A 26,952-nucleotide genomic window follows, 5' to 3' on the forward strand; every position below is an offset into this window, starting at 1 on the left:
GCTGAAAGCATATAAGCGCGAAACCCGCCACAAGATGAGATCTCTTTAAAGGGCCGTGGGAGATGACCACGTCGATAGGCCGTAGGTGGAAGTGCAGCGATGCATGCAGCCGAGCGGTACTAATTGCCCGTAAGCTTGCGCGACCGCCCTCTCGGCGGTTCCTTAAAACTACAAACTTCGTTGGCTCTTTTTTGACGACCGCAAGGTCCGTCCCATAATATGTCATATCATGAACATTCAAGATATTTAAGATCTAGGTGGCCATGGCGACGGGGCCCACCCCTTTCCATTCCGAACAGGGAAGTTAAGCCCGTTTGCGCCGATGGTACTGCCACACCAGGTGGGAGAGTAGGTCGCCGCCTTCTTTGAAGCCCCTCACATTTGTGAGGGGCTTTTTTTGTTTTTACTTGGGATTGTTAACATTAAACACATCAACAACAATAAAAAAACTCCCCTAAGCAAAAGCCTAGAGGAGTCACGTAAGTTTAGTTGAGATTTACGTGCTTTTTTATACTCTGGGTAAATCTCCCTCGCCTTTTAAGGGCAAATCCGATTTTCCCATTAGATATGTATCCACATAATGTGCGGCTTCCCTTCCTTCAGAAATGGCCCAAACAATAAGTGATTGTCCTCTTCTTTGGTCGCCGGCCACAAAAACTCCGGGAACATTGGTTTTATAATCGGCTGCAGAAGCCTTAATGTTGGTTCTTGGGTCCATTTCAAGATGTAGTTGATCAGCAACCGTGGTCTCCGAACCCGTAAAGCCCAGAGCCAATAGGACCAAATCACAATCCCATTCTTTCTCTGTACCTTCTACTTCTTTGAGCATAGGGCGTTGGCCAGGTTGCTTGACCCATTCAACTTCTACAGTTACCAAGCTTGTTAAATTGCCTTTGTCGTCGGTATTGAATTTTTTTGTGGAAATGCTGAATACACGGTCGGCACCTTCTTTATGTGAAGAACTGGTGCGCAATCGCATGGGCCAAAATGGCCATGGTTGTCCTTCGGGACGGTCCGGTGTTCCTTTCGGCATTATTTCAAAATTGGTAACGGATGTAGCTCCCTGCCTGATAGAAGTACCGATACAATCGGAGCCCGTATCTCCACCACCAATAACGATTACTTTTTTACCTTTTGCCGAAATTTCTTCTCCTTCAAATGGAATTCCATCTACTTTTCTGTTGTTCTGGGGTAAAAAGTCCATGGCTTGAACTACTCCTTTGGCATCTGCACCAGGAACGGGAAGAGTACGCCTAACCGTTGCTCCTCCACAAAGTACAATGGAATCAAATTCTTTTTGAAGTTCCGTTGCAGTAATATCCACTCCAACATGAACCCCATTTTTAAATTCAATGCCCTCTTGTTCCATTACCTCAAGTCTTCTGTCGATGACGTTTTTCTCCATCTTAAAATCTGGGATGCCATATCGTAAAAGGCCCCCAGGTTTTTCATCTCTTTCGAAAACAGTAACGGCATGGCCTGCACGATTCAATTGTTGAGCGGCAGCTAAACCTGCTGGTCCAGAGCCTATCACGGCCACTTTTTTACCGGTTCGGGTCAATGGTGCTTCAGGCTTTACCCATCCGTTCTTAAAGGCTGTTTCTACGATGTTTTTTTCGATGTTTTCAATGGAAACGGCTGGCTCGTTGATTCCCAGTACGCATGCTTCTTCGCATGGTGCGGGGCATAATCTTCCTGTAAATTCTGGAAAATTATTGGTTGAATGAAGTATCTCGGCAGCCTTTTCCCACTTTCCTTTGTAAACTGCATCGTTAAAATCGGGAATTAAATTGCCCAAAGGACATCCGCTATGGCAAAATGGAATTCCACAATCCATACAACGGGCTCCTTGGTTCTTTAATTCACTTTCCTTTAAAGGTTTTGTAAACTCCTTATAGTTTTTGATACGTTCTTTGACAGGGGCGTATGCTTCGTCCTTTCTGTCATATTCCAAAAATCCTGTAATCTTTCCCATGTCTCAAATTATAAGGTTTGCATTTTTTCTTCTTCTAATCTAATAAGTGCTTGACGGTATTCTTCTGGGAATACCTTAATGAACTTAGGAAGACATTTTTCCCAATTTTCAAGAATACTTTGCGCCAAAGGACTTAAGGTGGCATTGTAATGGTTCTCTATCAAATCTTTCAATTCTTTGATGTCTTTGTCCTCATCAACAGGAAGAAGATTTAAGTGGTCCCCGTTACAGTTTTGTCTGAATGTATTGTCTTTGTCATAAACAAAGGCGATACCACCGCTCATACCAGCACCGAAATTTCTTCCAACGGAGCCAAGGATAACGGCAACGCCACCGGTCATATATTCACATCCGTGGTCGCCAATTCCTTCAACGACTGCTTTGGCCCCTGAGTTTCTTACGCAGAACCGCTCTCCTGCTTTACCGTTGATGTAGGCTTCACCCGAAGTGGCACCATATAAGGTAACATTTCCTGTGATAATGTTATCCTCTGGTTTTATGGTTGACTTAAATGGCACTTTGATGACCAATTTGGCACCTGACAAACCTTTTCCAAGATAATCGTTGGTGTTTCCGTTGACCACCATGGTAAGTCCTTTAGTGGCGAAAGCACCAAAACTTTGCCCAGCGGAACCTGTAAAGTTCAATCTCAAGGTGTTTTCAGGTAAGCCGTCCGCTCCATAAATTTTTGAAATCTCATTACTAATAATGGCTCCCACAGCTCTATCTGTATTGTAGATAGGGAAATCCAAAGTGGTTTTTTCCTTTCTAAATAGGGCAGGGTGGGCTTTGCCTATGATCTCAAATTCTATGGACTTGTCTATTTCGTGATATTGTTTTTCCGTATTGTGGAACTTGGTTCCTTCAGGTACATCAACTTGGTAAAGAATTGGTGTCAAGTCGATACCTGCTGCTTTGTAATGTTCAATGGCCTTTTTTCTGTCCAATTTCTGAACCTGACCCACCATTTCGTTCAATGTTCTAAAACCAAGTTTGGCCATAATTTCACGAAGCTCTTGGGCCACAAAATACATGTAATTGACTACGTGCTCAGGTTTTCCTTCAAACTTTTTGCGAAGTTCAGGGTTCTGCGTGGCAATGCCCACGGGGCATGTGTTCAAATGGCAAACACGCATCATTACACAGCCAGAAGCTACAAGCGGAGCCGTGGCAAATCCGAATTCCTCTGCTCCCAAAAGGCATGCGATTGCAACATCGCGACCAGTTTTTAACTGTCCGTCACATTCCAAGGTTACCCTGTTGCGTAGGTCGTTCAACACCAAAGTTTGTTGGGCTTCGGCAATTCCAAGTTCCCAAGGAAGTCCTGCATGTTTCAAAGAGGTTAAAGGTGATGCCCCAGTTCCTCCATCGAATCCTGAGATTAAAATAACATCTGCCTTGGCTTTTGCGACACCGGCCGCCACGGTTCCCACACCAACTTCGGAAACTAATTTTACATTGATCCTTGCCTCTCTGTTGGCAGATTTTAAGTCGTAGATCAACTGTGATAAATCCTCAATGGAGTAAATATCGTGGTGGGGAGGTGGAGAAATCAACCCAACATAAGGGGTCGAGTTCCTTGTTTTGGCAATGGCGGGGTTTACTTTTGGACCTGGCAACTGACCACCTTCACCTGGTTTTGCCCCCTGAGCCATTTTAATCTGTATTTCTTGTGCACTGGTTAGGTAGTTGGATGTTACCCCAAATCTACCTGAGGCCACCTGCTTTATGGCACTATTTTTCCAGTCACCGGTCTGACTTTTATAGAAACGAGCCGAATCCTCTCCTCCTTCACCTGAATTACTCTTGCCTCCAATTCGGTTCATGGCAATCGCAAGATTTTCGTGGGCTTCCTTGCTGATACTTCCGTAGGACATGGCCCCAGTTTTAAACCTTTTTACAATTTCTGTCCAAGGCTCAACTTCCTCAATGGGAATAGGGTCGTAGTTCGAGAATTCGAACAGTCCGCGGATGGTCATTAGGTGTTTGGATTGCTCATTGACCAGTTTGGAATACTCTTTATAAGTATCCGGCTCGTTATTGCGTACCGATTTTTGAAGCATGGCGACACTTAATGGATTGAACATGTGCTTCTCGCCATTTCTTCTCCATCGATACTCTCCACCGACCTCAATATCGAGATTGGCTGCTATTTCCTGTGATAGGAACGCCTTTTTGTGGCGTTTGGTTACTTCTTTCTCTATTTCGTACAACCCGATTCCCTGAATACGGGTCGGGGTGTTTGGGAAATATTTGTCCACAACCGTGGTATTTATTCCGATACATTCGAAAAGTTGTGATCCCCGGTATGAGTTAAGTGTGGATATCCCTATTTTGTTCATTACCTTGAGTATCCCCTTACCGATGGCCTTGTTGTAATTTTTGACTGCTTCTTCGAAAGTATAATCGGTAATGTTGTTCTCTTCGATTTGCTCCCCAATGATTTCGTTTACCAAATAGGGGTTGATGGCACTTGCACCGAAACCGAACAACAAAGCAAAATGATGCACTTCACGTGGTTCGGCAGATTCGATGATGATGCTTAATTTGGAGCGTTTGCCCAATTTTCTTAAGCCGCTGTTTACATAGGAGCATGCCAAGAGCGCGGGTATCGGAGCCATTTCGGCACTCACCATTCTATCCGATAAGATGATGATGTTTGCATCATCATCAATGGCATCGGATGCTTGTTGTAAGATGGAGTCCAAAGCTTCTTCCAGTCCGTTGTGACCTTTGTTGATTTCATATAACATTGAAATGGATACCACCTTATAATCCGGACTGGCATCGTAATTTTTGATTTTGTCCAAATCCTCTTTGGAAATAACAGGGTTTTGGATTTTTAGCTTACGGCAGTGCAATTCCGAAAAATCAAAAATGTTATGGTCGCTTCCAAGTGTGAGACTAATATCTGTAATCAATTCTTCCCGAATGCCATCCAAAGGTGGGTTGGTTACCTGGGCAAAAAGTTGCTTAAAGTAATTGTAGATCAATTGCGGACGTTCGGAAAGCACGGCAATGGGGGTATCCGAGCCCATGGAACCAATGGGTTCCTTACCATTTTCCGCCATAGGCATTATAATGGTGTTGATGTCTTCTTGGGTATATCCAAAGGCTGTTCTTCGGGTTTGCAAAGGGAATTCGCCAAAGAAAACAGGACAATCATTATATGGTATTTCTTTTAGGTGTACCAAGTTGTCCTTTAACCATTTTTTGTATGGATGCTTTTTGGCAATATGTTCTTTTATTTCTTCATCATTTACAATTCTTCCCTCTTCCATGTTTACCAAGAACATTTTTCCGGGCTCCAGCCTGCCATGGAATTCAATATCTTCAGGCTGTAAATCAACGACCCCCGTCTCAGAGGACATGATTACATATCCTTGTTTGGTAACTGAATATCTTGATGGACGTAGTCCGTTCCTGTCGAGTACTGCACCTATATAATTTCCGTCCGTAAAGGGTATGGATGCCGGTCCGTCCCATGGTTCCATGAGGCAGGAGTTGTATTCGTAAAATGCCCTTTTTGCTTCGGACATATCTGGGTTTTTTTCCCAGGCTTCGGGAACCAGCATCATCATTACTTCGGGCAAGGAGCGACCTGTCATCAGCAATAGCTCGACCACCATATCCATACTGGCGGAGTCGGACTTGGCTGGCAATACAATGGGAAGTATCTTTTTAATGTCTTCACCAAACCAGTCACTTTCCATCAATTCTTCGCGTGAGCGCATGCGGGAAACATTTCCTCGTAAAGTGTTGATCTCTCCATTGTGGCACATGTACCTAAAAGGTTGGGCCAAATCCCACATTGGGAATGTGTTGGTGGAGAATCTTTGGTGTACCAATGCCAAGCGGGTAACAACGCGTGGATCTAAAAGATCTTCGTAATACCTGCTTATATCCTTTGGCACCAAAAGTCCTTTAAATATGATGATTTTAGTGGATAGGCTGGGCAGGTAGAAAAAATCCCTTTCCGATAGTTTGCTTTCAATTACAGTGTGCTCTGTAATTTTACGGGCAATAAAAAGTTTAAGGTTGAACTGAAAATCGTCCAAGTCTTTCCCTTTGGCTACAAAAACCTGCATTACATAGGGTTCGGTTTCGGCAGCAATCCGCCCTGGAACGGAACGGTTAACGGGTACATCTCTCCAACCTAATAATTGGAGCCCTTGCTTTGCTATATTTTCTTCAAGAACCTTTATGCAAAAATCACGCTGGTTTTGCTTTTGAGGTAGAAATACATTTCCTACGGCATATTCTCCTGCTTCTGGTAGATCAAAAGTGCAGGTGTCCACGAAAAAATCATGGGGTATATCAATCAAAATTCCTGCTCCGTCCCCAGTTTTCCCATCGGCACTCACGGCACCTCTGTGTTCCAATTTATCTAGAATTTCGAGGGCTTTGTGTATTATGTCGTTGGACTTAATTCCTTTTAGGCTACAGATGAAACCTGCACCACAGTTATCATGCTCAAATTCTGGTAAGTATAAACCTTGTTTCTCCAATCTCATCATTAACGTATTTCCTCAAAAATATCAAAATTGATATATAAATTATAAGGTTTTTGTTGATTATCAGATAAATAATCAACGTAATGTTTCGAAGGTTAAAAAAAACTCAATTTAAAAATATATGGAATGTTAAATTATCATTATCTCAAATTGAATAAATAAAGCATGTCTTCCCCTTTACAGAGAAGAGTGCTTTGTGTAATTGAAGTGTGTTCAAGGGTGATTGCTCCTTAAAAATAGGGAGTGTTAAATATAAAAAGCACTTTAAGGAATAAGACCCCCTAATCTTGAGAGGGGCACTGCTTTAATCGCTAAGAATGCTTCTTGAGATAACGATTTTCTGAATTTCGGAAGTGCCTTCATAAATCTGGGTGATTTTGGCATCCCGCATTAAGCGTTCTACGTGATAATCTTTTACGTATCCGTTTCCGCCATGAATCTGCACGGCCTCAACAGTGGTTTCCATTGCAACTTCGGAAGCATATAGTTTGGCCATGGCGCCGGAAAGGGTGTAATCATTTCCTGCATCCTTATCGCATGCGGCTTGATAGACCAAATGGCGTGCTGCTTGTATTTTAGTGTGCATATCGGCCAATTTAAATGCAATGGCCTGGTGATTCGAAATCTCTGTGCCAAAGGCTTTTCTTTGTTTGGAATATTGCAGTGCCAGTTCGTATGCCCCAGCTGCAATGCCCAGGGCCTGTGCTGCAATGCCTATTCTTCCGCCTGCCAAGGTCTTCATGGCAAACTTAAACCCAAAGCCATCTTCGCCTATACGGTTTTCTTTTGGCACTTTTACATCGTTGAACATTAAGGAGTGTGTATCGCTCCCTCGAATACCCAGTTTATTTTCTTTGGGGCCTATGTCAAAACCTTCCATGCCTTTCTCTACAATCAAGACATTTATGCCACGATGACCCTTTTCTCTGTCCGTTTGTGCAATTACCAAGTAAACCTCGGCCTGGTTCCCATTGGTGATCCAGTTTTTAGTTCCATTTAATAGGTAATGGTCGCCTTTGTCTATGGCTGTTGTTTTTTGGGAAGTTGCATCACTTCCTGCTTCAGGCTCGGAGAGGCAAAAGGCACCGATAATTTCTCCCGAGGCCAATGGGGTCAGGTATTTTTCTTTTTGTTCCTCTGTTCCGTAGGTTTCCAGTCCCCAACAAACCAAAGAATTGTTTACTGACACCATCACCGAAGCGGAGGCATCAATTTTCGATAACTCTTCCATGGCCAATACGTAAGATAGGGTGTCAAGGCCGCTTCCACCATATTTTTCACTGACCATCATTCCTAAAAAACCTAGTTCCCCCATTTTTTTAACAAGGTCACTAGGAAATTTTTGGCTTTCGTCACGCTCAATTACTCCGGGTAAAAGCTCATTTTGGGCAAAATCTTTTGCCGCTTGTTGTATCATTAATTGTTCTTCGGAAAGTGTGAAATCCATAAAAATGAATAATATTTAAAAACTACCTACAAATATAGCTTTACAATATTAATATTATACAAATAAGTGTAAATAAATGAGAATGTATGAATTTTTAAATATTTTTTTGAAAACCGGTATTCCTCTTTCACATTTTTTTATACCAATAAGATTATGCGGAAATATTCATTTTGAATATCTTTAGCCGCACAGATAACTACTCATAAAATATTATTCCTTAATTAAACCAAACTTAACATGGAGACCCTTTTAGTTGTCATTTTTGTAATTGGATATTTGGCAATTACCCTAGAACATAATTTAAAAATAGATAAACTTATTCCGGCCTTGGCCATGATGGCCATTTTGTGGGCCTTGATGGCTTTTGGAATAGATGGCTTTACCACATGGTTCGATTCTGGCAATCATGCATTGTTGGAAAACTTCGGGGCTTTTGGGCACGAGGAAAAGATGGAACTCATGGAGGAGACCCTTTTGCACCATTTAGGTAAAACTGCAGAGATTTTGGTTTTTCTTCTTGGAGCGATGACCATCGTTGAGATTATAGACTATTTTGATGGATTTGCCACCATAAAGTCATTTGTAAAAACAAGGAGCAAAAAGAAGATTCTTTGGATTTTCTCATTTTTGGCCTTTATACTATCCGCGATCATTGATAACCTTACGGCCACTATTGTACTTATTTCCATCCTTCAAAAAATTGTGAAGGACAGAGAAGTAAGGTTGTGGTACGCAGGTTTGATCATTGTTGCGGCAAACGCTGGGGGAGCTTGGTCACCGATTGGAGATGTTACCACCACAATGTTGTGGATCGGCGATAAGGTGTCCACAGCCATGCTCATAGAGCACTTATTGATACCGTCTTTGGTTTGTATGCTTGTGCCTTCTTTTATTGCATCCTATCTCCCGGCTTTCAAAGGAGAAATTGATGTGGATGAAGAAGATGGTGGAACAAACTCAAAATATGGGCCCAGAATGCTTTATTTGGGCTTGGCGGCCATTGTTTTTGTGCCGATTTTTAAAACGGTAACCCATTTGCCACCTTATGTAGGGATGATGTTGTCCTTGGCAGTAGTGGCTACTTTTGCTGAAATTTACAGTAACAAGAAAATCGCTATATCGTCCATAAACCAAGAAAGCGATGAGCATTCACATCACAGTCCGGTGCATAGTGCCCTTACCAAGATAGAATTGCCCAGTATTTTGTTCTTCTTGGGTATTTTAATGGCCGTGGCGGCTTTGGAATCTCTCGGCCTCTTGTTCAACTTTGCCGAAGGATTGAAGCAAGGAATGCCATTGATAGGAACAGAAATGGCTGGTACACAAGTTTCCGACCTGGTTGTTGTACTATTGGGTATTGGTTCTGCAATTATAGATAATGTGCCCTTGGTGGCCGCTAGTTTGGGAATGTTCTCCGAGCCAATGGATGACCAATTGTGGCATTTTATCGCCTATTCGGCAGGAACGGGTGGAAGTATGCTCATAATTGGTTCGGCAGCAGGTGTTGTAGCCATGGGTATGGAGAAAATCGACTTCTTCTGGTATCTTAAAAAGATATCATGGTTGGCCTTTTTAGGGTTCATTGCCGGAGCAATTTGCTTTATGGTGATGCGATATTTGTTCTAAAAAATACTTTAGTTCAAAAATCTCCGTTATAATTGCAACTTAAAATTGGGGATTTTATATGAATATTTTTCAAGAAGTAACGGAAGGTGCTGAGGCAACAGCTTCTATTTCCGAGGAAAAGACCTTATCCGTAATAGACCTTATTGTAAATGGAGGGGCAGGGAGCGTTATAATCATTGTGGTGCTCTTTGTGCTCCTTTTTGTAGCCATGTACATTTATTTTGAGCGCATTTTTGCCATCAAGGCGGCGTCCAAGATAGATAAGAACTTCATGAACCAGATTCGTGATCATATAAGCAATGGCAAACTGGAGGCAGCAAAATTGTTGTGTGCCCAAACGGATTCTCCCGTAGCGCGACTTATCGAAAAAGGGGTGGCCAGAATAGGCAAGCCTTTGGACGATATTAACACTTCCATTGAAAACGCAGGTACACTTGAGGTGTACAAGCTCGAGAAGAATGTAAGTGTTTTGGCCACTGTTGCCGGCGCTGCACCAATGATCGGTTTCTTGGGAACCGTAATTGGTATGATTTTGGCATTCCACGAAATGGCAAGTAGTGGAGGGCAGGCAGAAATGGGTTCATTGGCATCTGGTATCTATACGGCAATGACCACTACGGTTGCCGGTTTGGTGGTTGGTATTATCGCGTACATTGGTTACAACCACTTGGTGAACAGGACCGATAAGGTAGTGCATCAAATGGAAGCCAATGCGGTAGAGTTTTTGGATCTTTTGAACGAACCTATATAAACCTTTGGCTATGAAACTGAAGGGAAGAAACAAAATAAGCCCGGAATTCAGCATGTCATCAATGACGGACATTGTGTTCTTGTTGTTGGTGTTTTTCATGTTGACGTCCAATGCACCGAACGCGTTGGATTTGCTTTTGCCAAAGGCAAAGGGTAAATCGACGAACACACAGAATGTTTCGGTTACCATTGACAAGGATCTGAAATATTTTGTGAACAACGAGCAGATCAACAAGGAATACATTGAAATTGAATTAAAAAAGGCACTTGAAGGTCAAGAAAAGCCGACAATCATCCTCAGAGCAGAAGAAAACGTGGCCATTAAAGAAGCGGTCAACGTAATGGACATTGCCAACAGGAACAGTTACAAGGTTATCTTGGCAGTGCGGCCAAAATAATGTCCTTTTTAGATACGAGACACAAGAAAAAATCCTTCACGCTTACAACACTTTTGTTAAGCGCACTGCTCCTATTGCTTTTTTATATTGGATTGACCTATCTGGACCCACCTATTGAAAATGGTATCGCTGTCAATTTCGGAACCATGGATTATGGTAGTGGAGAGGTACAGCCTACGGAGCGAGTAAGATCGGAACCAAGAGAGGTTCAAAACCAGCCAGAGCCCGAAGAACAGGTAGAGCCCGCCCAACCCGAAGAAACTGTGGTTGAGGAAGCCCCTGTTGAAGAGGTATTGACAAGTAATGACGAGGAAACCATTAAACTGCGACAACAGGAAGAAGCCAAACGTAAAGCGGAGGAGGAAGCAGAAAAAGCCAAAGCTGAAGCTGAGCGGATTGCCCGTGAAAAACGGGAGGCCGAAGAGCGTAAAAGACAAGAGCAGGAAGCTAAGAAAAAGAGCGTAGATGCCCTAATCGGTGGTATCGGAAAATCGGACGGAACCACCACAGGCAGCGAAGGTGATGATGATCGTGCCGGTGACAAAGGCCAGCCCGATGGCGACCCATACGCTAACTCTTATTATGGTGCGCCCGGCAGTGGCGGCGGAACGGGAGGTTATGGACTTAGTGGTAGGTCGTTGGCCAACCAAGGAAAGGTACAACAGGAGTGCAATGAAGAAGGCCGCGTTGTGGTAAGGATAACTGTTGACAGATCAGGTAAGGTAATCAAGGCTGAACCCGGTGTAAAGGGCACTACCAACAATGCTCAATGTCTGTTGGAACCAGCCAGGAAAACAGCACTTCTCCATAGGTGGAACCCGGATTCCAATGCGCCTGCTCAGCAAATCGGTTTTGTGGTCGTCAACTTTAAATTGGGGCAGTAGTGACCTATAAAGAAACGTTGGACTGGATGTTCGGACAGCTTCCGATGTACCAGCAAAAAGGTGCCGTGGCATTGAATGCCAAGTTGGACAACATCATCCACTTTTCCAATGTATTGGGCAATCCAGAGAAAAAATTCAAAAGTATCCACGTTGCCGGAACCAACGGAAAAGGTTCCAGTAGCCATATGTTGGCTTCCATTCTTCAGGAGGCTGGCTATAAGGTTGGGCTCTATACTTCACCACACCTAAAGGATTTTAGGGAGCGCATCAAAATAAATGGTAAGGTTGTCAGTAAGAAATTTGTAACGGATTTTATTGAGGAGAACAGACCCTTTTTTGAGTACCATGAGCTTTCTTTTTTTGAAATGACCGTTGGTATGGCTTTTAGCTATTTCGAGGAAGAAAAAGTGGATATAGCCATAATCGAAGTAGGATTGGGAGGACGTTTGGATTCTACCAACATCATAACGCCCGAAGTGTCGCTAATCACTAATATTGGAATGGACCACACCCAGTTTTTGGGAGATACTTTGGAAAAAATTGCCTTGGAAAAGGCGGGAATCATTAAACCAAAGGTTCCTGTGGTGATTAGCGAGACGCAACCAGAGACAAAAATGATTTTTGACCTGATCGCTCATCAGCGAAGATCCAACATTGTCTTTGCGGATGCAGCATCGTCCGTGGAATACAAAACGGATTTGTTGGGTGAATATCAGCAGAAAAATATCAACGGAGTGGTGGCATGTATTGGTCAGTTAAAGAATTTTGAAGTTCCCGAAAGAGCTATTTGCAACGGACTCACAAAAGTTGTGGAAAATACAGGACTTCTCGGTAGATGGCAAGTGTTGCAAAACAATCCTTTAGTGGTATGCGACACGGCACATAATAAGGAAGGTCTTCAGTTGGTTTTGGAGCAAGTTAAAAAACAATCGTATGATCAACTCCATATCGTCCTTGGATTTGTTAAAGATAAAGATGTAAAGTCCGTTTTGCCGTTATTCCCCAAAGATGCCAAGTATTACTTTGTAAGGCCAAGTATTCCAAGGGGCATGGATGCTGTTCAGCTAGAGGAACTTGCTCAAGAAGAAGGGCTTAAGGGGAAGGTGTGCAAGTCTGTAAAAAAAGGATTGAACAAAGCGTTGAAAAATGCAACAAGCGACGATATGATCTATGTCGGTGGCAGTACTTTTGTTGTTGCTGAAGTTGTGTAATTTTTTTCATTTTTTTGTTTTATAAATCAAAAACAGTCTTATATTTGCACTCCCATTACGGAAAATAATGGGCGCTTAGCTCAGTTGGTTCAGAGCACCTCGTTTACACCGAGGGGGTCGGGGGTTCGAATCCCTCAGCGCCCACTTTTAGAGTTTAAATAAAAACAAAACCTTGCATATCTTATTGATTTGCAAGGTTTTGATGTTTTATGGCCTTCATTTGAATTGGTTTGATTTAGTATGTTTTGGTTTGCAATTCGGTTAGTAAAATTTTTTCAACAAAGTGTTAACCGAATAAGATTGTAAATAACTATATTACAGACACTTAGTATTTGACTTTCGTAGGTGATTTTCGTTCAATTTAATACAAAACCTATGAGAACCCGGTCTACATTTTCAATCAGTTTTTGGATAAGCACTTCAAGGAGGAGCGATGGTACCGCAAAGATTTATGCCCGTATCACCGTTGATTCACAACGAGTTAACATGAGCCTCAAATATACCATTCCTGCCGAAAGTTGGGACCGAAAGGGATCGAGGGTTCTGGGGCGCACAGCGGAAGCGCAGGAAATCAACGCCTATTTAATGGAGGTTGAAACCGAACTTTTCCAATGTTATCGTGAATTAAGGTCCAAAGGAACCCACATTACACCGCAAATGGTCAAGGCGAAATATTTTGGGGAGGATGAGAACCAAATGACGTTAACGGCCCTATTTGAATACCATAACCTCCATGGCGCACATAATCTGGGTAAAGCGACCCTGAGCCATTATAAAACCACCCAGAAGTATTTATTGGGCTATCTGAAGAAGCACTATAAATGTAATGATTACAGATTGTCACAGCTCAACCATCAGTTTGTTGTGGGTTTCGAGACCTACTTGCGAAAGCTACACCCTATCCACCATCATGGTAGACTTTCTAACAACGGGGCAATGAAACATATCCAGCGTTTGAGAAAGATGGTAAGAATGGCCGTTCACAATGAATGGATAGAAAAATATCCCTTTCAAAAATTTAAGATTAGGATGGAAAAAAAAGAAAGGGATTTTTTGGTCTTGGAAGAATTACGAAAAATTCAGGATTTCCAAACCAAGATTGAACGGTTACGAATTGTAAAAGACTTATTTGTTTTTAGTTGCTACACGGGCATTGCCTATTGTGATATAATGAACCTTAATGAGGACAATCTAGTATTGGGTATCGATGGAAAGCATTGGATAAGTACAAAAAGACAAAAGACCAAGAACAGCTTCAAGTTGCCTTTAATGGGACCGGCATTGTCGATTGTTAAGAGATATCACTATCATCCGAAAAGGCGTACAAATAAATTATTTCCCAGAATTTCCAATCAAAAATTAAATAGCTATCTGAAGGAGATTGCGGATTCATGCCATATCAATAAACACATAACTTTCCATATGGCGAGACACACCTTTGCCACCACCATTACATTAAGCAATGGAGTACCTATCGAGACGGTTTCCAAAATATTAGGACATTCAGAATTGGCCACGACCCAAATTTATGCGCGGGTCTTGGATAAAAAAATCAGTGAGGATATGAGTGGTTTGGAATCAATTCTGGAATCTAATTTCTCAGATTCAATTGATGATAACGAGAAGTTTGGTAACTCTGTCTTTTAACCTTGAGAATTCATTGCAATGATTAGGGTGCCGAAACTATCGAAGATTTTTAGTCCCAATCTTACCCAGACTTTTGCGCTTGGTTCCTATCGGGTTTTTGTAGTGTTCGGGAAGATAAGCGTTGAGCAAAAAACTGATAGGGCGCAATCTACAACCTGCTTTGGCAAAAGTTTTCTATTTAGCGTCGCCTTGGCGACACTAAGTTGAAAAGCAAGAGGATAGCGCGCTAAAGCGGCGCTATTGATTCATTTTCCTTCGGAAAAGCCCTGTTTGTAAGGGTTTTTGGAAATGTTTGAATTCAGAGATTACGGTTTTTATTGTTGCAAAAACGTTGAAAGTACATGTAATTACTGAACAAAATTGTAACAATTGAGCCCTTTAAAACATGTATTATGGACGATTTTAGAGCAGTACGAATAAAGAAAAGGACACTATTAAGATTCAAGGTCTTTTCAAGAAAAGTGGGCAAGAGTTATTCCCATACCTTGGATATGGTAATGGACTTTTTTGAGTGGCACGGTTTTATGCCATCTGAAAGATTTGAAAAGAGCATAGGTCAAGAGATCATTAAAAACAGGAAACGGACAGATGCGGTCATTGCCATAATCAGGGACATTGAAAAGAACCAAACCTTGCCCACCATTGGTATGATGCAGGCCCTGTTCAATCAGGAATTGGACAATGATGAAGATGGGGATGATTTTCTTGAGGACATGATCGAAAAGAATCCACCAAAGCCAGACCCAGTGTTCGAGGGTGAAGTAACTGTTCCGAAAATCAAGTATGATCGGTTGGAGGAAAAGGCGGCCTCGCTCCAATCGGATTTAAATAGTATACTTGATAATGTCAAGGTGGTCAAGAGCAGTTTTGGGAAAAGCTATCTGAAGCTTGAAATAACGGAAGGGCGGTTGGAACGATATAGACGTGAAGCAAACAGACCATTGGATTACCTCAAATGATGAGGAGACTATATCGTTAATAGATAAAATTGCCTCGCTCAGTAAGGTTAGTTTGGCAAGATTTGGGGCTTGCAGCACTCCACTTCGTTGCGTTCGCCCTTATATCGATTTCTATTTCATACCAAGGTTTTGAGAGCATTTTGTTTAAAACGAACATAGATTCCACTGAAAAACGTCTTCACGGATTCTATATAGTTTCCTATCTTTGAATCAGATGCGAAAATACCGAAACATAAAGGCACTTTTCTTTCTGGGGATACTCAGTATGCTTTTGATGCACAAAGTAGTACCACACTGGCATCATCAACATGTAGAGGAGCATCGTCATGATGTGGCACATAACCATCACGACCATCATTCCGATGAAACGGAAAAAGAAAATCCAACAAAAGGATTCCTGGATTGGTTTTTTGAAATGCATGCCCATACCAATACCACGACCGATATATTGGTATTGAAGCAAAGAACAGTCGAAAAAGTTTCCGTAGAAAAATTAATAGCAAAAACGCGATTTCCTAAGCTGGTCATTTATACTTTTTATAAATCAGATACCATAGTTAAGAAATGGTATCATCCACCAGACAAGCTTCGAAAAGCGTATTTATTCAATTATTCACTCCGGGGACCCCCTTCATTAGGTTAATCAAGAAGGCAAACTGATTCCACTAGTAATTGGATCAGTTTGTTTGTTTCTCAATTTTTGATAAACCTAAACAAAATCATTATGAAATTTAAATTCGTATGCGCTCTTTGCGTATACCTGTTTTTTGGTAAAGTGTTTTCACAATCCACTGAGATGGAGAAAGTACTAAGCCAAATAGAACAGAACAATAAAGAGTTGAAGGCCTACCAGTCATATATCAATGGGCAGCAACTGTTAAATGAAAGTGGCAACAATTTACCGAATCCAGAAGTTCTTGGGTATTATTTACCGTTTGGTGAACACCAATCGGACGATTATTCAGAATTTGAAGTATCACAATCCTTTGAGTTTCCCACAGTGTATTTGGCACGCAATAAATGGAACAAGCTTCAAGAGGATCAATTGGAAGCGATGTATACCAAAAAGCGTCAAGAAATATTGTTGAATGCGAAGAAGGGTTTGATCAATCTGAACATGCTTCGAAAAAGGCTGGAGATTGAAGAGGTCCGGAAAACCCAAAGTTTGGAGGTCTTCCAACAAATCCAGGAAATGTACAATAAGGAACAGGTTGGAATTTTGGATCTCAACAAGGCTAAAGTAGCTTGGATACAGGAACAGTTTGTTGTGGAACAGATACAAGCAGATATACAAAACCAACTGACCGAATTGCAAACGCTAAATGGTGGCCAATCCATTGAAATGAATGATTTGCAGTTGGACAGTCCTGTCCAATTACAAAGCATTGAGACAATTTGGAGTGAAAAACTGGCCAATGACCCAAGATTGACTGAACTTCAAGCTAATGAAGCTTCTGCTTTCCAGAACGTCAAACTGGAAAAGAACAAAGTCCTTCCTAATATCTCATTGGGATATAACTACCAAGGTGTGAATGGCAATGATTATTCTGGGGTATTTGGCGGTTTGTCCATTCCCTTATGGAACAGTAAAAACAAAGTCAAGGCGGCGAAGGCCGACTTTGAGTATCAGCAAACCAATTCAGAAGTAACAAGGGCATTGATGTATTCACAATTTCAACAAGAATACAACCAGTACCTTTTGTTGTTCAACAAATACACCGAATATCAAGAAACCCTATCCAACCTAGATAGCGAAGCACTTTTATTTAAAGCCTATAGTCTGGGGGAATATTCCTTTTTGGAATATTATATGGAAGTTCAGTTTTATCGGGATGCAACCGATAGGATGTTGGAAATGGAAAAACAATTACAGCAATTACAAGCACAATTATTAATACATCAATTGTAACACCTTAAAAAACAAAAAGATGAAAACAGTATCAAAAATTTTAATGGCATCAATGGTAATCATTGCAATAGGAATTACAGGATGTCGCGACACCAAAAAAGAAGAACCCAAAGACGACCATGGACATACCCATGGGGAAGGTGCAGACCATAAGCACGAACAGGAAGAAGTTAAACAAGAGGAATTTACCATGGATAAGGACTCCGTAAAAACTGAAGAGGGCACCCATACCCACGAGGACGGAGAAACACACCACGATCACTAAAAAACAATTCAATGAAAAAGTATTTAATAATTGTGCTTGCCTTAATGGCAACAGCTTGTAAACAAAATAACGAAGAAGATCATGCCCATAACCCAGATGGCAGCCATGTAGGGGATGAAACGCCTCGTTTGGATTATACCATTTGGACAGATGACACCGAACTGTTTGTAGAGTTCCCAGCATTGATTGTTGGACAACCGAGCAAGTTCGCCGCACATTTTACTGTATTGGACAAACATCAGCCAGTACGGGAAGGTTCGGTTACGGTAAGTCTGGTCAAAGGAGAAAAAGGAATACGGTCAACTGCGGACGCTCCCTCGTCACCAGGTATATTTTCTCCACTGCTTCAGCCCACAGGATCTGGGGAACATCAATTGATTTTTGATCTTACCACCCCGCAATACACTGATAAAATCGTAATCGAGGATATTATGGTCTATGCCAGTTTGGACGAAGCCAAAGAAGCTTTGGGTGAAGCGGGAGAGGATGGATCCATTTCATTTTTGAAAGAACAGGCTTGGAAAACAGCTTTCCAAACTGAACCTGTAACAAAAGGTGAAATATATGATGTTATCAAAACCTCTGGGGTTTGGCAGCCAGCCCAAGGGGCATTAAAAACAATGGTGGCAACGGCCAATGGAACCATCAACTTCTCAACTTTAAACCTTACCGAGGGTATGGAGGTAACAAGAGGACAATTGCTATTAAACGTGAGCAGCCAAGGCTTGGCATCCAATAATTTAAGTGCCGAGGTGGCCAAAGCAAAGGCTAATTATGATCAGGCAGCATCGGAATACAACAGAAAAAAGGAACTCTACGAGAGTAAAATAATTCCAAAGGCTGCATTTGAAAAAGTGGAAAGTAATTATGCCATAGCAAAGGCAGAATATCAATCCATTGCTTCGGGAGTTTCGGGAGACAGCAAACAGATTCGAGCACCTTTTAATGGTTTTATAAGATCTGTAAATGTGGCCAATGGTGATTATGTAGAGCAGGGAGCTGTATTGATCAGTGTGGCAACAGAGGATTCAAAAGTATTGAAATCTCAGATTGCACCCACCTATGGTTTGACCATGGAAAATATCAAAGGTTTATGGTATCAAACGGAAACTGGTGATTGGAAAAACATTTCAGATTCAGATGGTGAAATCCTATCCATTTCAAAAGATGTGGAAATGGAGAGTCCATTGATTTCAGTATTTGCCAGAGTGAACGACATTATTGCAGTTCCAGACGGTAGTTTAACCCAAGTACAGATTGCAATGGGTGATGGTAAACAAACCACACTTGTTCCCGAATCGGCCTTACTGGAAGATTACGGTAACTATTCGGTTATGGTGCAACTTTCGGGAGAAAGCTTTGAACGGAGATCAATTACCATAGGTAAACGCAATGGTGAAAATGTAGAGGTCTTAAAAGGTTTGGAAGCTGGTGATGTTGTGGTAACCACAGGTGCGTATCAGGTAAAAATGGCTTCCATGTCAGGAACAACCCCTGCACATGGCCATGAACACTAAAAAGCAAAAATTATGTTGACTAAAATATTAAATAGTTCCCTACATAATCGTTTGCTGATTTTGTTGGGAGCCGTAGTGTTGAGTGTATTGGGAGTGTACTATGCAAAAACAATGAATGTTGATGTATTCCCAGACCTCACAGCACCTACGGTAACCATTCTTACCGAAGCCCATGGAATGGAATCGGAAGAAGTGGAAAAACTGGTAACCTATCAATTGGAAACCGCCCTGAACGGTTCGCCCAATGTAAGACGTATTCGCTCGTCATCGGCAGCGGGTATTTCCATTGTCTGGGTTGAATTTGAATGGGGAACGGATATATACAGGGCACGGCAAATTGTAAGTGAACGTATCCCGATGGTGCGTGAAAATCTGCCTGAAGGTATCGGTGCACCAACCATGGCCCCCATTTCATCCATTATGGGAGAGATTATGCTATTGGGAGTAACATCTGATAGTTTGTCGCCCATGGAATTACGTACCCTATCCGATTGGACGATTCGTCCACGCATCAAAGCAATAGGCGGTATCGCCAATGTGGTGGTTATTGGTGGTGAGTACAAACAATACCAAGTATTTGCCAATCCCGAAAAGCTGAAGCACTACAACGTGAGCTTGTCAGAACTGGTAGAGCACGTTAAGGAAGCCAATGTAAATGCTCCTGGTGGTATTGTGAATCAGTACGGCAATCAATACATCATCAAAGGTAGTGGTAGGGCCTATGCATTGGAAGATTTACAGGAAGCTGTTGTAAAACAGATCAACGGTCAGACCATCAAAATCAAAGATGTCGCCACCGTACAGATCGGGGCATCGGACAAGATTGGAGATGGTTCATTGAATGGGAAGGAATCAGTGATTTTGACCATTTCTAAACAACCCGATGTCAATACGTTAAAATTGACCGAACAATTGGATGAGGCTATTGCAGATTTGCAGAAAACCCTACCAAAAGGCGTGGAAATCAGAAGTCAGATTTTCAGACAATCCGATTTTATTGAGGCTTCCATAAGCAATCTAAATTCGACCTTATTGGAAGGTGCATTTTTCGTGGTTATTGTATTGTTCATTTTTTTGATGAACTGGCGTACCACGGTAATTTCGTTGTTGGCCATTCCTATTTCATTATTGGTATCAATCATCATCTTAAAACTAATGGGATATACCATAAACACCATGAGTTTAGGCGGTATGGCCATTGCCATTGGTGCTTTGGTGGATGATGCGATTATAGATGTGGAAAATGTGTATAAACGTTTGCGTGAAAACAGCCGTTTACCAAAAGAAGTACAGCAATCGGTAATTACTGTGGTACGGGATGCTTCTGTGGAAATTCGTAGTTCCATCATCATAGCGACCTTAATCATTATTGTTTCGTTCGTGCCTCTGTTCTTTTTGAGTGGAATGGAAGGTAGATTATTACAACCGCTCGGGATTGCTTTTGTAACATCCGTATTAACGTCTTTGATTGTTGCGGTTACAGTAACCCCGGTATTATGTTCGTATTTGCTGAACAACGAAAAGCTGTTGAACAAGCAAGCCGAGGGCACAAAAGTGGAACAATGGCTTCAAAAACGTTATGCAAACACACTCGACAAGGTGATCAAGTTCCCAAAGACGGTGATAGGTGTAACTGTGATTGCTTTTGTTTTGAGTTTGGGATTGGCAACCCAATTGGGAAGGAGTTTTTTACCCGAGTTCAATGAAGGTTCATTGGTGATCAGTGCGGTTGGTCCTCCCGGGATGTCTCTGGAAGAAAGTAACAAGGCAGGGAAACAAATAGAAAACTTGTTGTTGGAAATGCCCGAAGTTGAAGTGGTGACCCGCAGAACTGGCCGAGCGGAACTGGACGAACACGCACAAGGGGTCAATGCTGCCGAAATTGATGTGCCATTTATATTGGATGGTAAAACCAAAGAAACGTTTTTCGAGGAAGTCCGTACCAAATTGAGTGTGGTGCCCGGGGTTAACATTACCCTTGGGCAGCCTATTGCACACCGTATAGACCATATGCTATCGGGAACGCGTGCCAATATTGCGATCAAAATTTTTGGCTCTGACTTACAACGTTTGTTTGAATTGGGAAAACAGGTGGAGCAAAACATCAAATCCATTGATGGATTGGCAGACGTGGCGGTTGACCAGCAAATAGAAGTTCCCCAAATTCGGATCAAACCCAAACGCCAAATATTGGCAGCATACGGAATGACAGTTGGCAATTTGATGGAACAAGTGGACATTGCGTTTGCTGGTGAGGAAGTAGGCGAAATCTATGAGGGCCAACAATATTTCGATTTGGTGGTACGCTACGAAAAACCCTTTCGTGATAATATTGAGAACTTCAAAAATACCTTGGTAAGCCTTCCTAATGGAGGACAGACCGTGTTGGGTGAATTGGCGACCATAGGATCTGTAAGCAGCCCAAATACTATCAGTCGAGAAGATGTCCAGCGTAAGATTGTGATTGCCGCCAATGTACAGGGCAGAGATCTTCGAAGTGCTGTAAACGAGATTGAAGACATGGTCAACAGTACCATTAACTTTCCTGAAGGGTATCGTGTACAATATGGCGGACAGTTTGAAAGTGAATCCAAAGCATCTCAATTGTTATTGGTCACTGCATTTTTGGCCATTGGTATCATTTTCCTGTTGCTGTATTATGAGTTCAAAAATGTAAAATTGGCCTTTGTGGTGCTCATCAATTTGCCTCTGGCATTGATTGGTGGTATTTTAATCGTGTATTTCACATCTGGAATCGTAAGTATTGCAGCAACCATTGGATTTATAAGCTTGTTCGGTATTGCAACCCGAAATGGTATTCTTTTGGTATCTCGATACGAAGATTTGCGACAAGAAGGGAAAACAGGAATAGATCTGATTAAAACCGGGGCATTGGATAGGTTAAACCCTATTCTGATGACGGCCTTTACCACAGGGTTGGCATTGATTCCTTTGGCCTTGAAAGGAGGCCAGCCAGGCAGTGAAATACAAAGCCCGATGGCCGTGGTCATTTTGGGAGGTTTGCTATCTGCGACCCTTTTGAACCTAATTGTAATTCCTTGTGTTTATGAATTGGTGATTAGCAAAAATAAATAAAAAGGAAATTGGGCTACTTCATATTGGAGCAGCCCACTTAATTTTTAAAAGGAAAATGACACGCTAAAAGCCGGTTTAATATTTTATGGTTAATTTTATAGTCTACGAAGGTAGAGTATTATAAATTATCTGTAATTCGGTTAGTAACAAAAACATAGGCAAGGAAAAACGTAATAAACATAAGGGTTGGCGAATTAGGTTCGAATCCCTCAGCGCCCACCAAAAAAAAAGCCTCCGAGAAATCGGAGGCTTTTTTTGTTTTAAACGGTAATGGGTTCCCCAATATCCGGAAGCATCAATTTCTTTCCTTTTTTCTCGAAATATGCAACTGCCTTGGTTTTATCAATTTTAATAGGAGGGAAGGTGTCGTAATGACATCCTATTATTTGGTTGCACTCAATAAAATCGCTGGCAATGGTTGCCTCTTCGTAACCCATGGTAAAATTGTCTCCAATTGGTAAAATTGCAATATCCAATTTTGGGCAGGTTTTAGGAATCAGTTCCATATCCTTGGTCAAGGCAGTGTCCCCGGCAATGTATATGCATTTCGAATCGTCCCAGAGCACAAATCCCCCTGGATTGCCTCCATTGCTTCCATCGGGCAGCATGCTGGAGTGGATGGCATTCACATATTTGGCGGTGCCAAAGTCAAATTTGAACTTACCACCATGGTTCATGCCATGTCCGTTGATGCCTTTGTTGGCAAACCAACTAACCACCTCAAAATTGGATATCAACAATGCTTTAGGATTGTTCTTGGCTATGGCTTCCACATCCAGAACATGGTCTTGGTGCCCGTGGGTCACAAAAATATAATCGACCTTAAGGTCATTAATATTGATATCGGAGGCCATTTCATTTCCAGTAATAAAAGGGTCGAATAAAATATTCTTCCCGTTCATCTCAACTAAAAAGGTCGCATGCCCTAAATAGGTAATTTTCATAGTGTATATTTTATTTGATGTGTAAAGTTGAAGGCTTTTGGCCTATTTTATAAAGTTAACAAGAACACTGGTCAATTTCAATTCGAAATGGAAATCTTGAAGATCCTTTTGCATAATTTTTTGAATCAATAAAATACGATTGAAGAAAAAGAACTTAAATTTGCAGTATGATTGCCACGATTTGTAGAAAAGCCCATTTTAATGCAGCTCACAGGCTCCATAATCCCAAATGGAGCAAGGAAAAGAACATTGAGGTGTTTGGTAAATGCAACAGCCCTAGTTTTCATGGTCATAACTTTGATCTTGAGGTAAGAATAAAGGGCGAGGTTGATCCTGATACTGGTTTTGTAATGGATCTTGCGGAATTGGGTGCATTGATCAAAGATGAGGTGGAGGACAGGTTTGATCATAAGAACCTGAACGAAGATTGTCCGGAGTTTGAAAATTTACTGCCCACAACGGAGTATTTCGTAAAAGTTATATATGATATTCTAAAACCAAAACTTAAAAAGGGGCAAATGTTGCATATTACCTTGCACGAAACATCAAAGAACTCGGCAGAGTATGGAGATTGGGATTAATTTCCGATATTGCAGCCCGTTTTGTAATGGGATATTAGCTCAGTTGGTTTAGAGCGTTGCCTTGACAGGGCAGAGGTCACTGGTTCGAATCCAGTATATCCCACAATTTTTCTTCTTATAAAAGATCCAGAACTCTTTCCAATGCCATTCCGCGTGAACCTTTAATGAGTAAAGCTCCTTTTTTTAAAGGTTTTTTTGAAAGATGCACTTTTAAATCTTCAAAAGACTTGAACTTATTCAGTGTAGTGTTAGTGTCATGGAAATTTTCCCCGACCAGATAGGCATCGTCAAAACCCAATTCTTTTGCAAGTTCGGCAATAGCTTGATGCTCTTCAGAAGCGGTATTGCCAAGCTCAAACATATCACCAAGAATAAGGGTTTTGCGGTCGGCATTCATCAAACTGAAATTTTCCAAGGCAGCTTTCATGCTGGTGGGGTTGGCATTGTACGCATCAAGTACAATATCAAAACCGTTTTTGGAAAGTATCTGTGATCTATTGTTCTGTGGTTGATACCTTTCAATGGCCGATTTAATGTCTTCCAAAGGAACATTAAAATATTTGCCCATTAGGATCGCCGCACAACAATTGGGAAAGTTGTATTTGCCCACCAATTGTGTATGTATTTGTGTTCCTTCTACCTCTAATGAGACATAAGGGTGAACCCCGGAAAATTTGATGTTGTAATATTGATGGTCGCTCGTGCTAAAGCCCATCTTTTTGGTGTAAGTACTTAATTTTTCTTTCTGAACGTCATCATCTGCATTTAAAAAGATGTATTTATCGTTGGCCTTAAGATAATCGTAAAGCTCACTTTTGCCTTGGATCACTCCTTCAATGCTTCCAAAACCTTCCAAATGGGCTTTGCCAAAGTTGGTAATGTATCCAAAATCGGGTTGGGCAATGCCGCAGAGTGATTCAATTTCTTTCTTGTGATTGGCACCCATTTCCACAATCGCCATTTCGGTATCTTCTTCAATGGATAAGAGGGTCAATGGAACTCCAATATGATTGTTGAGGTTGCCCTTGGTGGCAATAGTCTTGTATTTTTTCGAGATTACCGCACTAATGAGTTCCTTGGTCGTGGTTTTCCCGTTACTTCCCGTTAGCGATATTATTTTTGCTTTGGAATAGTTCCTGTGATAGGTAGACAACTGTTGCAGGGTAGCCAAAACATCGTCAACTAGAAGCAGTCTGTCCGAAGTTTTAAATTCTTCCTGATCAATAATGGCATAGGCTGTACCCTTGTCCAAAGCTTCTTGTGCAAAGGCATTTCCATTAAAATTTGGCCCTTTTAAGGCAAAGAACAGACAGTTTTCGGTGATTTTCCGGGTGTCCGTACATATGGTGGGGTGCTCTAAAAATAGAGCATGCAACTCTTTTATTGTCATAAATCGAAGATAAAAAAAAGCCCCGACCTTTTGGCCGGGGTTTTTTAAAATACTCAAGAAGTTTTTTATCTCGCTTTTTTATGGCGTACCGTTTTTTTGGTTCTGGATTTGGACCCAACTCGGGACATGGCACATCTAAAGCCAATATCGTCTGTTGCCATATATTGTGGCAAGTATCTACGCTGGGCAGGATCTAACCAATAAGCTCGATCTCTCCATGATCCGCCTTTGTATACACGGACCTCGTTGTTGATCAATGAGGTTCTAAAGTTTGACTCATCATATTGGCGGACCAATTCACCTTCTTCGTTTCGTTCTACCGAATGTTTGGGCGCATCATACATTTTTTGGTTGTCCTCTTCATCGCTAAAACGGCTAAAGAATCTGGAGGATCCTGGGTCACCATCTCTAAAACCACGGTTGTCACTTTTGTCAAAATTGGTTCTTAGATAAGTTTCCTCTTCTGTAACAGGAACTTCTTTGATTTCTCCTGGAAGATTGATGGCCACGATTTTACCATTGGGCAAAGTATCATAAACTATTTCATCTCTCAATATTTCGACTTTTCCATCTTCGCCAATAGCTTTTTTCATGAAAACGTTTCCGCGGTAGTAATTGAAATCGCTTATTTCATCATCAACAATGGGACGGTACACATCGGCCACCCATTCGTTTACGTTTCCGGCCATGTCGTAAAGTCCAAAATCGTTGGGCTTATAGGATTTGACTTCTCCGGTAATATCGGCACCATCGTCGGACCATCCGGCAATACCGCCGTAATCACCTTTACCTTGCTTAAAGTTGGCCAATTGATCTCCTCGACCTACTCGTTGTCCGTTACGGGTGTAATCACCTTCCCATGGATATTTTTTTCTACCTCGGTAGTTGTTGTATTCTCTGGTTCCAACAAGAGCTTGGGCAGCATATTCCCATTCGGTTTCGGTGGGTAGCCTGTAGGCTGGCATTATTATGCCGCTACTTCTTTTGGCAAATGCATTGATGGAGTCTTTCTTTTGTTTTCCTTGCAGGGAATCTATTTCACCACCATAAACAGATTCTGGATTGTTTAAATAAGCCTCGGTACTAAAAGTGCCCTCAATTTCGCCGTTTAGAACTTTGTATTTGGAATCTTCGGCCAAATACCCTTCTCTTTCCAGCATTACTTCGTTGACCCTATCTGTTCTCCATTCGGCATATTGGGTAGCTTGTACCCAATTAACACCCACAACGGGATATTCTGCATAGGCAGGGTGTCTTAGATAGTTGTTGGTCATTGTTTCGTTAAAGCCCAATCGGTTTCTCCAAACCAAGGTATCTGGTAGTGCGCCTTTGTATATATTGGCGTAATTGGGGTTGTCCGGAGGATAAACTTCTTTGAGGTAATCCAAGTACTCCAAGTACATTACGTTGGTCACTTCGGTTTCATCCATATAGAAGGATTGCACGTGTTGTTGGGTCGGGGTGTTGTTCCAATCGTGCATTATATCGTCTTGGACCTTACCTTTGGTAAACGTTCCACCCTCTACAAATACGGTTCCTGGAGGAGTTTCTTGCTCCTTAAAATCCGAATTGTATTGAAATCCCCCTTCTTTGGCATTAATTTTCCAACCGGTGGCTCTGGAGACGTTCTTGGATGAAGAGGAGTTTTTGCAACTGGAAAAACCTCCCATCACTACGGCGCAAGAAAGTACAACTTTAATTAAGTGTTTTTTCATAATTTGGGCTTGAGTACTTTAAAACTCAGGGCTATACACCCTCAGTAACTTCGACTTGTTTTGATTTTTAAAATCCTTCAATGGCATTAAAACGGTGTTTTTGCCATTATATTTTGTGCTCATC

General features: G+C 41.7%; 19 protein-coding genes, 2 tRNA genes and 2 rRNA genes. 17 read left to right on the forward strand and 6 right to left on the reverse strand.

Annotated elements, in window-relative coordinates; translation table 11 throughout:
* Positions 1-144: ribosomal RNA gene (locus AC13CS_RS03250) — 23S ribosomal RNA — on the forward strand; the annotation flags it as partial.
* Between the two features lie 109 nt (positions 145-253).
* A 5S ribosomal RNA gene (gene rrf / locus AC13CS_RS03255) occupies positions 254-365 on the forward strand.
* 143 nt (positions 366-508) lie between these two features.
* Here rrf and AC13CS_RS03260 read toward each other — a convergent pair.
* From AC13CS_RS03260 to AC13CS_RS03270, 3 genes are all read right to left on the reverse strand, one after another.
* Positions 509-1,975 (reverse strand): glutamate synthase subunit beta, encoded by a 1,467-nt coding sequence (locus AC13CS_RS03260; protein WP_293168903.1) that lies wholly within the window; start codon positions 1,973-1,975, stop codon positions 509-511.
* Between the two features lie 8 nt (positions 1,976-1,983).
* Positions 1,984-6,489 carry a glutamate synthase large subunit gene (gene gltB / locus AC13CS_RS03265; RefSeq protein ID WP_293168901.1) on the reverse strand — a complete coding sequence of 1,502 codons (4,506 nt, stop codon included), beginning with the start codon at positions 6,487-6,489 and terminating at the stop codon, positions 1,984-1,986.
* A 304-nt stretch (positions 6,490-6,793) separates the two neighbouring features.
* Complete coding sequence (locus AC13CS_RS03270; RefSeq protein WP_293168899.1) at positions 6,794-7,936, reverse strand: acyl-CoA dehydrogenase; 1,143 nt, start codon at positions 7,934-7,936, stop codon at positions 6,794-6,796.
* A gap of 237 nt (positions 7,937-8,173) precedes the next feature.
* Here AC13CS_RS03270 and nhaD point away from each other — a divergent pair, with 237 nt between their 5' ends.
* From nhaD to AC13CS_RS03335, 13 genes are all read left to right on the forward strand, one after another.
* Positions 8,174-9,562, forward strand: a complete 1,389-nt coding sequence (gene nhaD / locus AC13CS_RS03275) for a sodium:proton antiporter NhaD (protein WP_293168897.1) — start codon at positions 8,174-8,176, stop codon at positions 9,560-9,562.
* Between the two features lie 58 nt (positions 9,563-9,620).
* Complete coding sequence (locus AC13CS_RS03280) at positions 9,621-10,313, forward strand: MotA/TolQ/ExbB proton channel family protein (protein WP_014032088.1); 693 nt, start codon at positions 9,621-9,623, stop codon at positions 10,311-10,313.
* A gap of 10 nt (positions 10,314-10,323) precedes the next feature.
* Positions 10,324-10,710, forward strand: coding sequence for an ExbD/TolR family protein (locus AC13CS_RS03285; protein WP_014032087.1), 387 nt, complete (start codon positions 10,324-10,326; stop codon positions 10,708-10,710).
* Positions 10,710-11,594: an energy transducer TonB gene (locus tag AC13CS_RS03290; RefSeq protein WP_293168894.1), complete on the forward strand. Its 885-nt coding sequence runs from the start codon at positions 10,710-10,712 to the stop codon at positions 11,592-11,594. The genes AC13CS_RS03285 and AC13CS_RS03290 overlap by 1 nt, the downstream gene beginning before the upstream one ends.
* The gene (locus AC13CS_RS03295; protein ID WP_482888399.1) at positions 11,594-12,805 is read left to right on the forward strand and encodes a bifunctional folylpolyglutamate synthase/dihydrofolate synthase; all 1,212 of its coding nucleotides are present in this window, start codon (positions 11,594-11,596) and stop codon (positions 12,803-12,805) included. Before AC13CS_RS03290 ends, AC13CS_RS03295 begins: the two co-directional genes overlap by 1 nt.
* 69 nt (positions 12,806-12,874) lie before the next feature.
* A tRNA-Val gene (locus AC13CS_RS03300) sits at positions 12,875-12,949 on the forward strand.
* A gap of 231 nt (positions 12,950-13,180) precedes the next feature.
* On the forward strand, positions 13,181-14,452 hold the full coding sequence (locus AC13CS_RS03305) for a site-specific integrase (protein WP_482888400.1): 1,272 nt from the start codon (positions 13,181-13,183) through the stop codon (positions 14,450-14,452).
* Between the two features lie 392 nt (positions 14,453-14,844).
* Positions 14,845-15,411 carry a BfmA/BtgA family mobilization protein gene (locus tag AC13CS_RS03310; protein WP_163627542.1) on the forward strand — a complete coding sequence of 189 codons (567 nt, stop codon included), beginning with the start codon at positions 14,845-14,847 and terminating at the stop codon, positions 15,409-15,411.
* Between the two features lie 214 nt (positions 15,412-15,625).
* Positions 15,626-16,054 carry a sulfite exporter TauE/SafE family protein gene (locus AC13CS_RS03315; RefSeq protein WP_293168890.1) on the forward strand — a complete coding sequence of 143 codons (429 nt, stop codon included), beginning with the start codon at positions 15,626-15,628 and terminating at the stop codon, positions 16,052-16,054.
* 81 nt (positions 16,055-16,135) lie between these two features.
* Positions 16,136-17,320: a TolC family protein gene (locus AC13CS_RS03320; protein WP_163627546.1), complete on the forward strand. Its 1,185-nt coding sequence runs from the start codon at positions 16,136-16,138 to the stop codon at positions 17,318-17,320.
* A 19-nt stretch (positions 17,321-17,339) separates the two neighbouring features.
* Positions 17,340-17,585, forward strand: a complete 246-nt coding sequence (locus tag AC13CS_RS03325; RefSeq protein WP_163627548.1) for a hypothetical protein — start codon at positions 17,340-17,342, stop codon at positions 17,583-17,585.
* Positions 17,586-17,596: 11 nt separating this feature from the next.
* A complete protein-coding gene (locus tag AC13CS_RS03330) occupies positions 17,597-19,102 on the forward strand; it encodes an efflux RND transporter periplasmic adaptor subunit (protein ID WP_293168888.1) in 1,506 nt (501 codons plus the stop codon).
* A 12-nt stretch (positions 19,103-19,114) separates the two neighbouring features.
* The gene (locus tag AC13CS_RS03335; RefSeq protein WP_293168886.1) at positions 19,115-22,198 is read left to right on the forward strand and encodes an efflux RND transporter permease subunit; all 3,084 of its coding nucleotides are present in this window, start codon (positions 19,115-19,117) and stop codon (positions 22,196-22,198) included.
* A gap of 260 nt (positions 22,199-22,458) precedes the next feature.
* On the opposite strand, the gene AC13CS_RS03340 is transcribed toward AC13CS_RS03335, so the two are convergent.
* On the reverse strand, positions 22,459-23,142 hold the full coding sequence (locus AC13CS_RS03340; protein WP_293168884.1) for a metal-dependent hydrolase: 684 nt from the start codon (positions 23,140-23,142) through the stop codon (positions 22,459-22,461).
* Positions 23,143-23,309: 167 nt separating this feature from the next.
* Between AC13CS_RS03340 and AC13CS_RS03345 the strand changes: the two genes are divergently transcribed.
* Together AC13CS_RS03345 and AC13CS_RS03350 are read left to right on the forward strand one after the other, a co-directional pair.
* The gene (locus AC13CS_RS03345) at positions 23,310-23,723 is read left to right on the forward strand and encodes a 6-carboxytetrahydropterin synthase (protein ID WP_293168882.1); all 414 of its coding nucleotides are present in this window, start codon (positions 23,310-23,312) and stop codon (positions 23,721-23,723) included.
* A 28-nt stretch (positions 23,724-23,751) separates the two neighbouring features.
* Positions 23,752-23,826, forward strand: a tRNA-Val gene (locus AC13CS_RS03350).
* A gap of 12 nt (positions 23,827-23,838) precedes the next feature.
* On the opposite strand, the gene AC13CS_RS03355 is transcribed toward AC13CS_RS03350, so the two are convergent.
* Positions 23,839-25,113, reverse strand: a complete 1,275-nt coding sequence (locus tag AC13CS_RS03355) for a UDP-N-acetylmuramoyl-tripeptide--D-alanyl-D-alanine ligase (protein WP_293168880.1) — start codon at positions 25,111-25,113, stop codon at positions 23,839-23,841.
* A gap of 65 nt (positions 25,114-25,178) precedes the next feature.
* Entirely contained in the window at positions 25,179-26,828 is a 1,650-nt protein-coding gene (gene gldJ / locus AC13CS_RS03360) for a gliding motility lipoprotein GldJ (protein WP_293168878.1), read from the reverse strand.
* Between the last annotated feature and the right edge of the window lie 124 nt (positions 26,829-26,952).

The sequence above is a fragment of the Flagellimonas sp. B-3 genome (assembly GCF_056857835.1).

Coding starts and splice junctions, on each gene's coding strand:
- AC13CS_RS03260 (WP_293168903.1), bottom strand. CDS start 1,975: ATGGGAAAGATTACAGGATTTTTGGAATATGACAGAAAGGACGAAGCA.
- gltB (WP_293168901.1), bottom strand. CDS start 6,489: ATGAGATTGGAGAAACAAGGTTTATACTTACCAGAATTTGAGCATGAT.
- AC13CS_RS03270 (WP_293168899.1), bottom strand. CDS start 7,936: ATGGATTTCACACTTTCCGAAGAACAATTAATGATACAACAAGCGGCA.
- nhaD (WP_293168897.1), top strand. CDS start 8,174: ATGGAGACCCTTTTAGTTGTCATTTTTGTAATTGGATATTTGGCAATT.
- AC13CS_RS03280 (WP_014032088.1), top strand. CDS start 9,621: ATGAATATTTTTCAAGAAGTAACGGAAGGTGCTGAGGCAACAGCTTCT.
- AC13CS_RS03285 (WP_014032087.1), top strand. CDS start 10,324: ATGAAACTGAAGGGAAGAAACAAAATAAGCCCGGAATTCAGCATGTCA.
- AC13CS_RS03290 (WP_293168894.1), top strand. CDS start 10,710: ATGTCCTTTTTAGATACGAGACACAAGAAAAAATCCTTCACGCTTACA.
- AC13CS_RS03305 (WP_482888400.1), top strand. CDS start 13,181: ATGAGAACCCGGTCTACATTTTCAATCAGTTTTTGGATAAGCACTTCA.
- AC13CS_RS03310 (WP_163627542.1), top strand. CDS start 14,845: ATGGACGATTTTAGAGCAGTACGAATAAAGAAAAGGACACTATTAAGA.
- AC13CS_RS03315 (WP_293168890.1), top strand. CDS start 15,626: ATGCGAAAATACCGAAACATAAAGGCACTTTTCTTTCTGGGGATACTC.
- AC13CS_RS03320 (WP_163627546.1), top strand. CDS start 16,136: ATGAAATTTAAATTCGTATGCGCTCTTTGCGTATACCTGTTTTTTGGT.
- AC13CS_RS03325 (WP_163627548.1), top strand. CDS start 17,340: ATGAAAACAGTATCAAAAATTTTAATGGCATCAATGGTAATCATTGCA.
- AC13CS_RS03330 (WP_293168888.1), top strand. CDS start 17,597: ATGAAAAAGTATTTAATAATTGTGCTTGCCTTAATGGCAACAGCTTGT.
- AC13CS_RS03335 (WP_293168886.1), top strand. CDS start 19,115: ATGTTGACTAAAATATTAAATAGTTCCCTACATAATCGTTTGCTGATT.
- AC13CS_RS03340 (WP_293168884.1), bottom strand. CDS start 23,142: ATGAAAATTACCTATTTAGGGCATGCGACCTTTTTAGTTGAGATGAAC.
- AC13CS_RS03345 (WP_293168882.1), top strand. CDS start 23,310: ATGATTGCCACGATTTGTAGAAAAGCCCATTTTAATGCAGCTCACAGG.
- AC13CS_RS03355 (WP_293168880.1), bottom strand. CDS start 25,113: ATGACAATAAAAGAGTTGCATGCTCTATTTTTAGAGCACCCCACCATA.
- gldJ (WP_293168878.1), bottom strand. CDS start 26,828: ATGAAAAAACACTTAATTAAAGTTGTACTTTCTTGCGCCGTAGTGATG.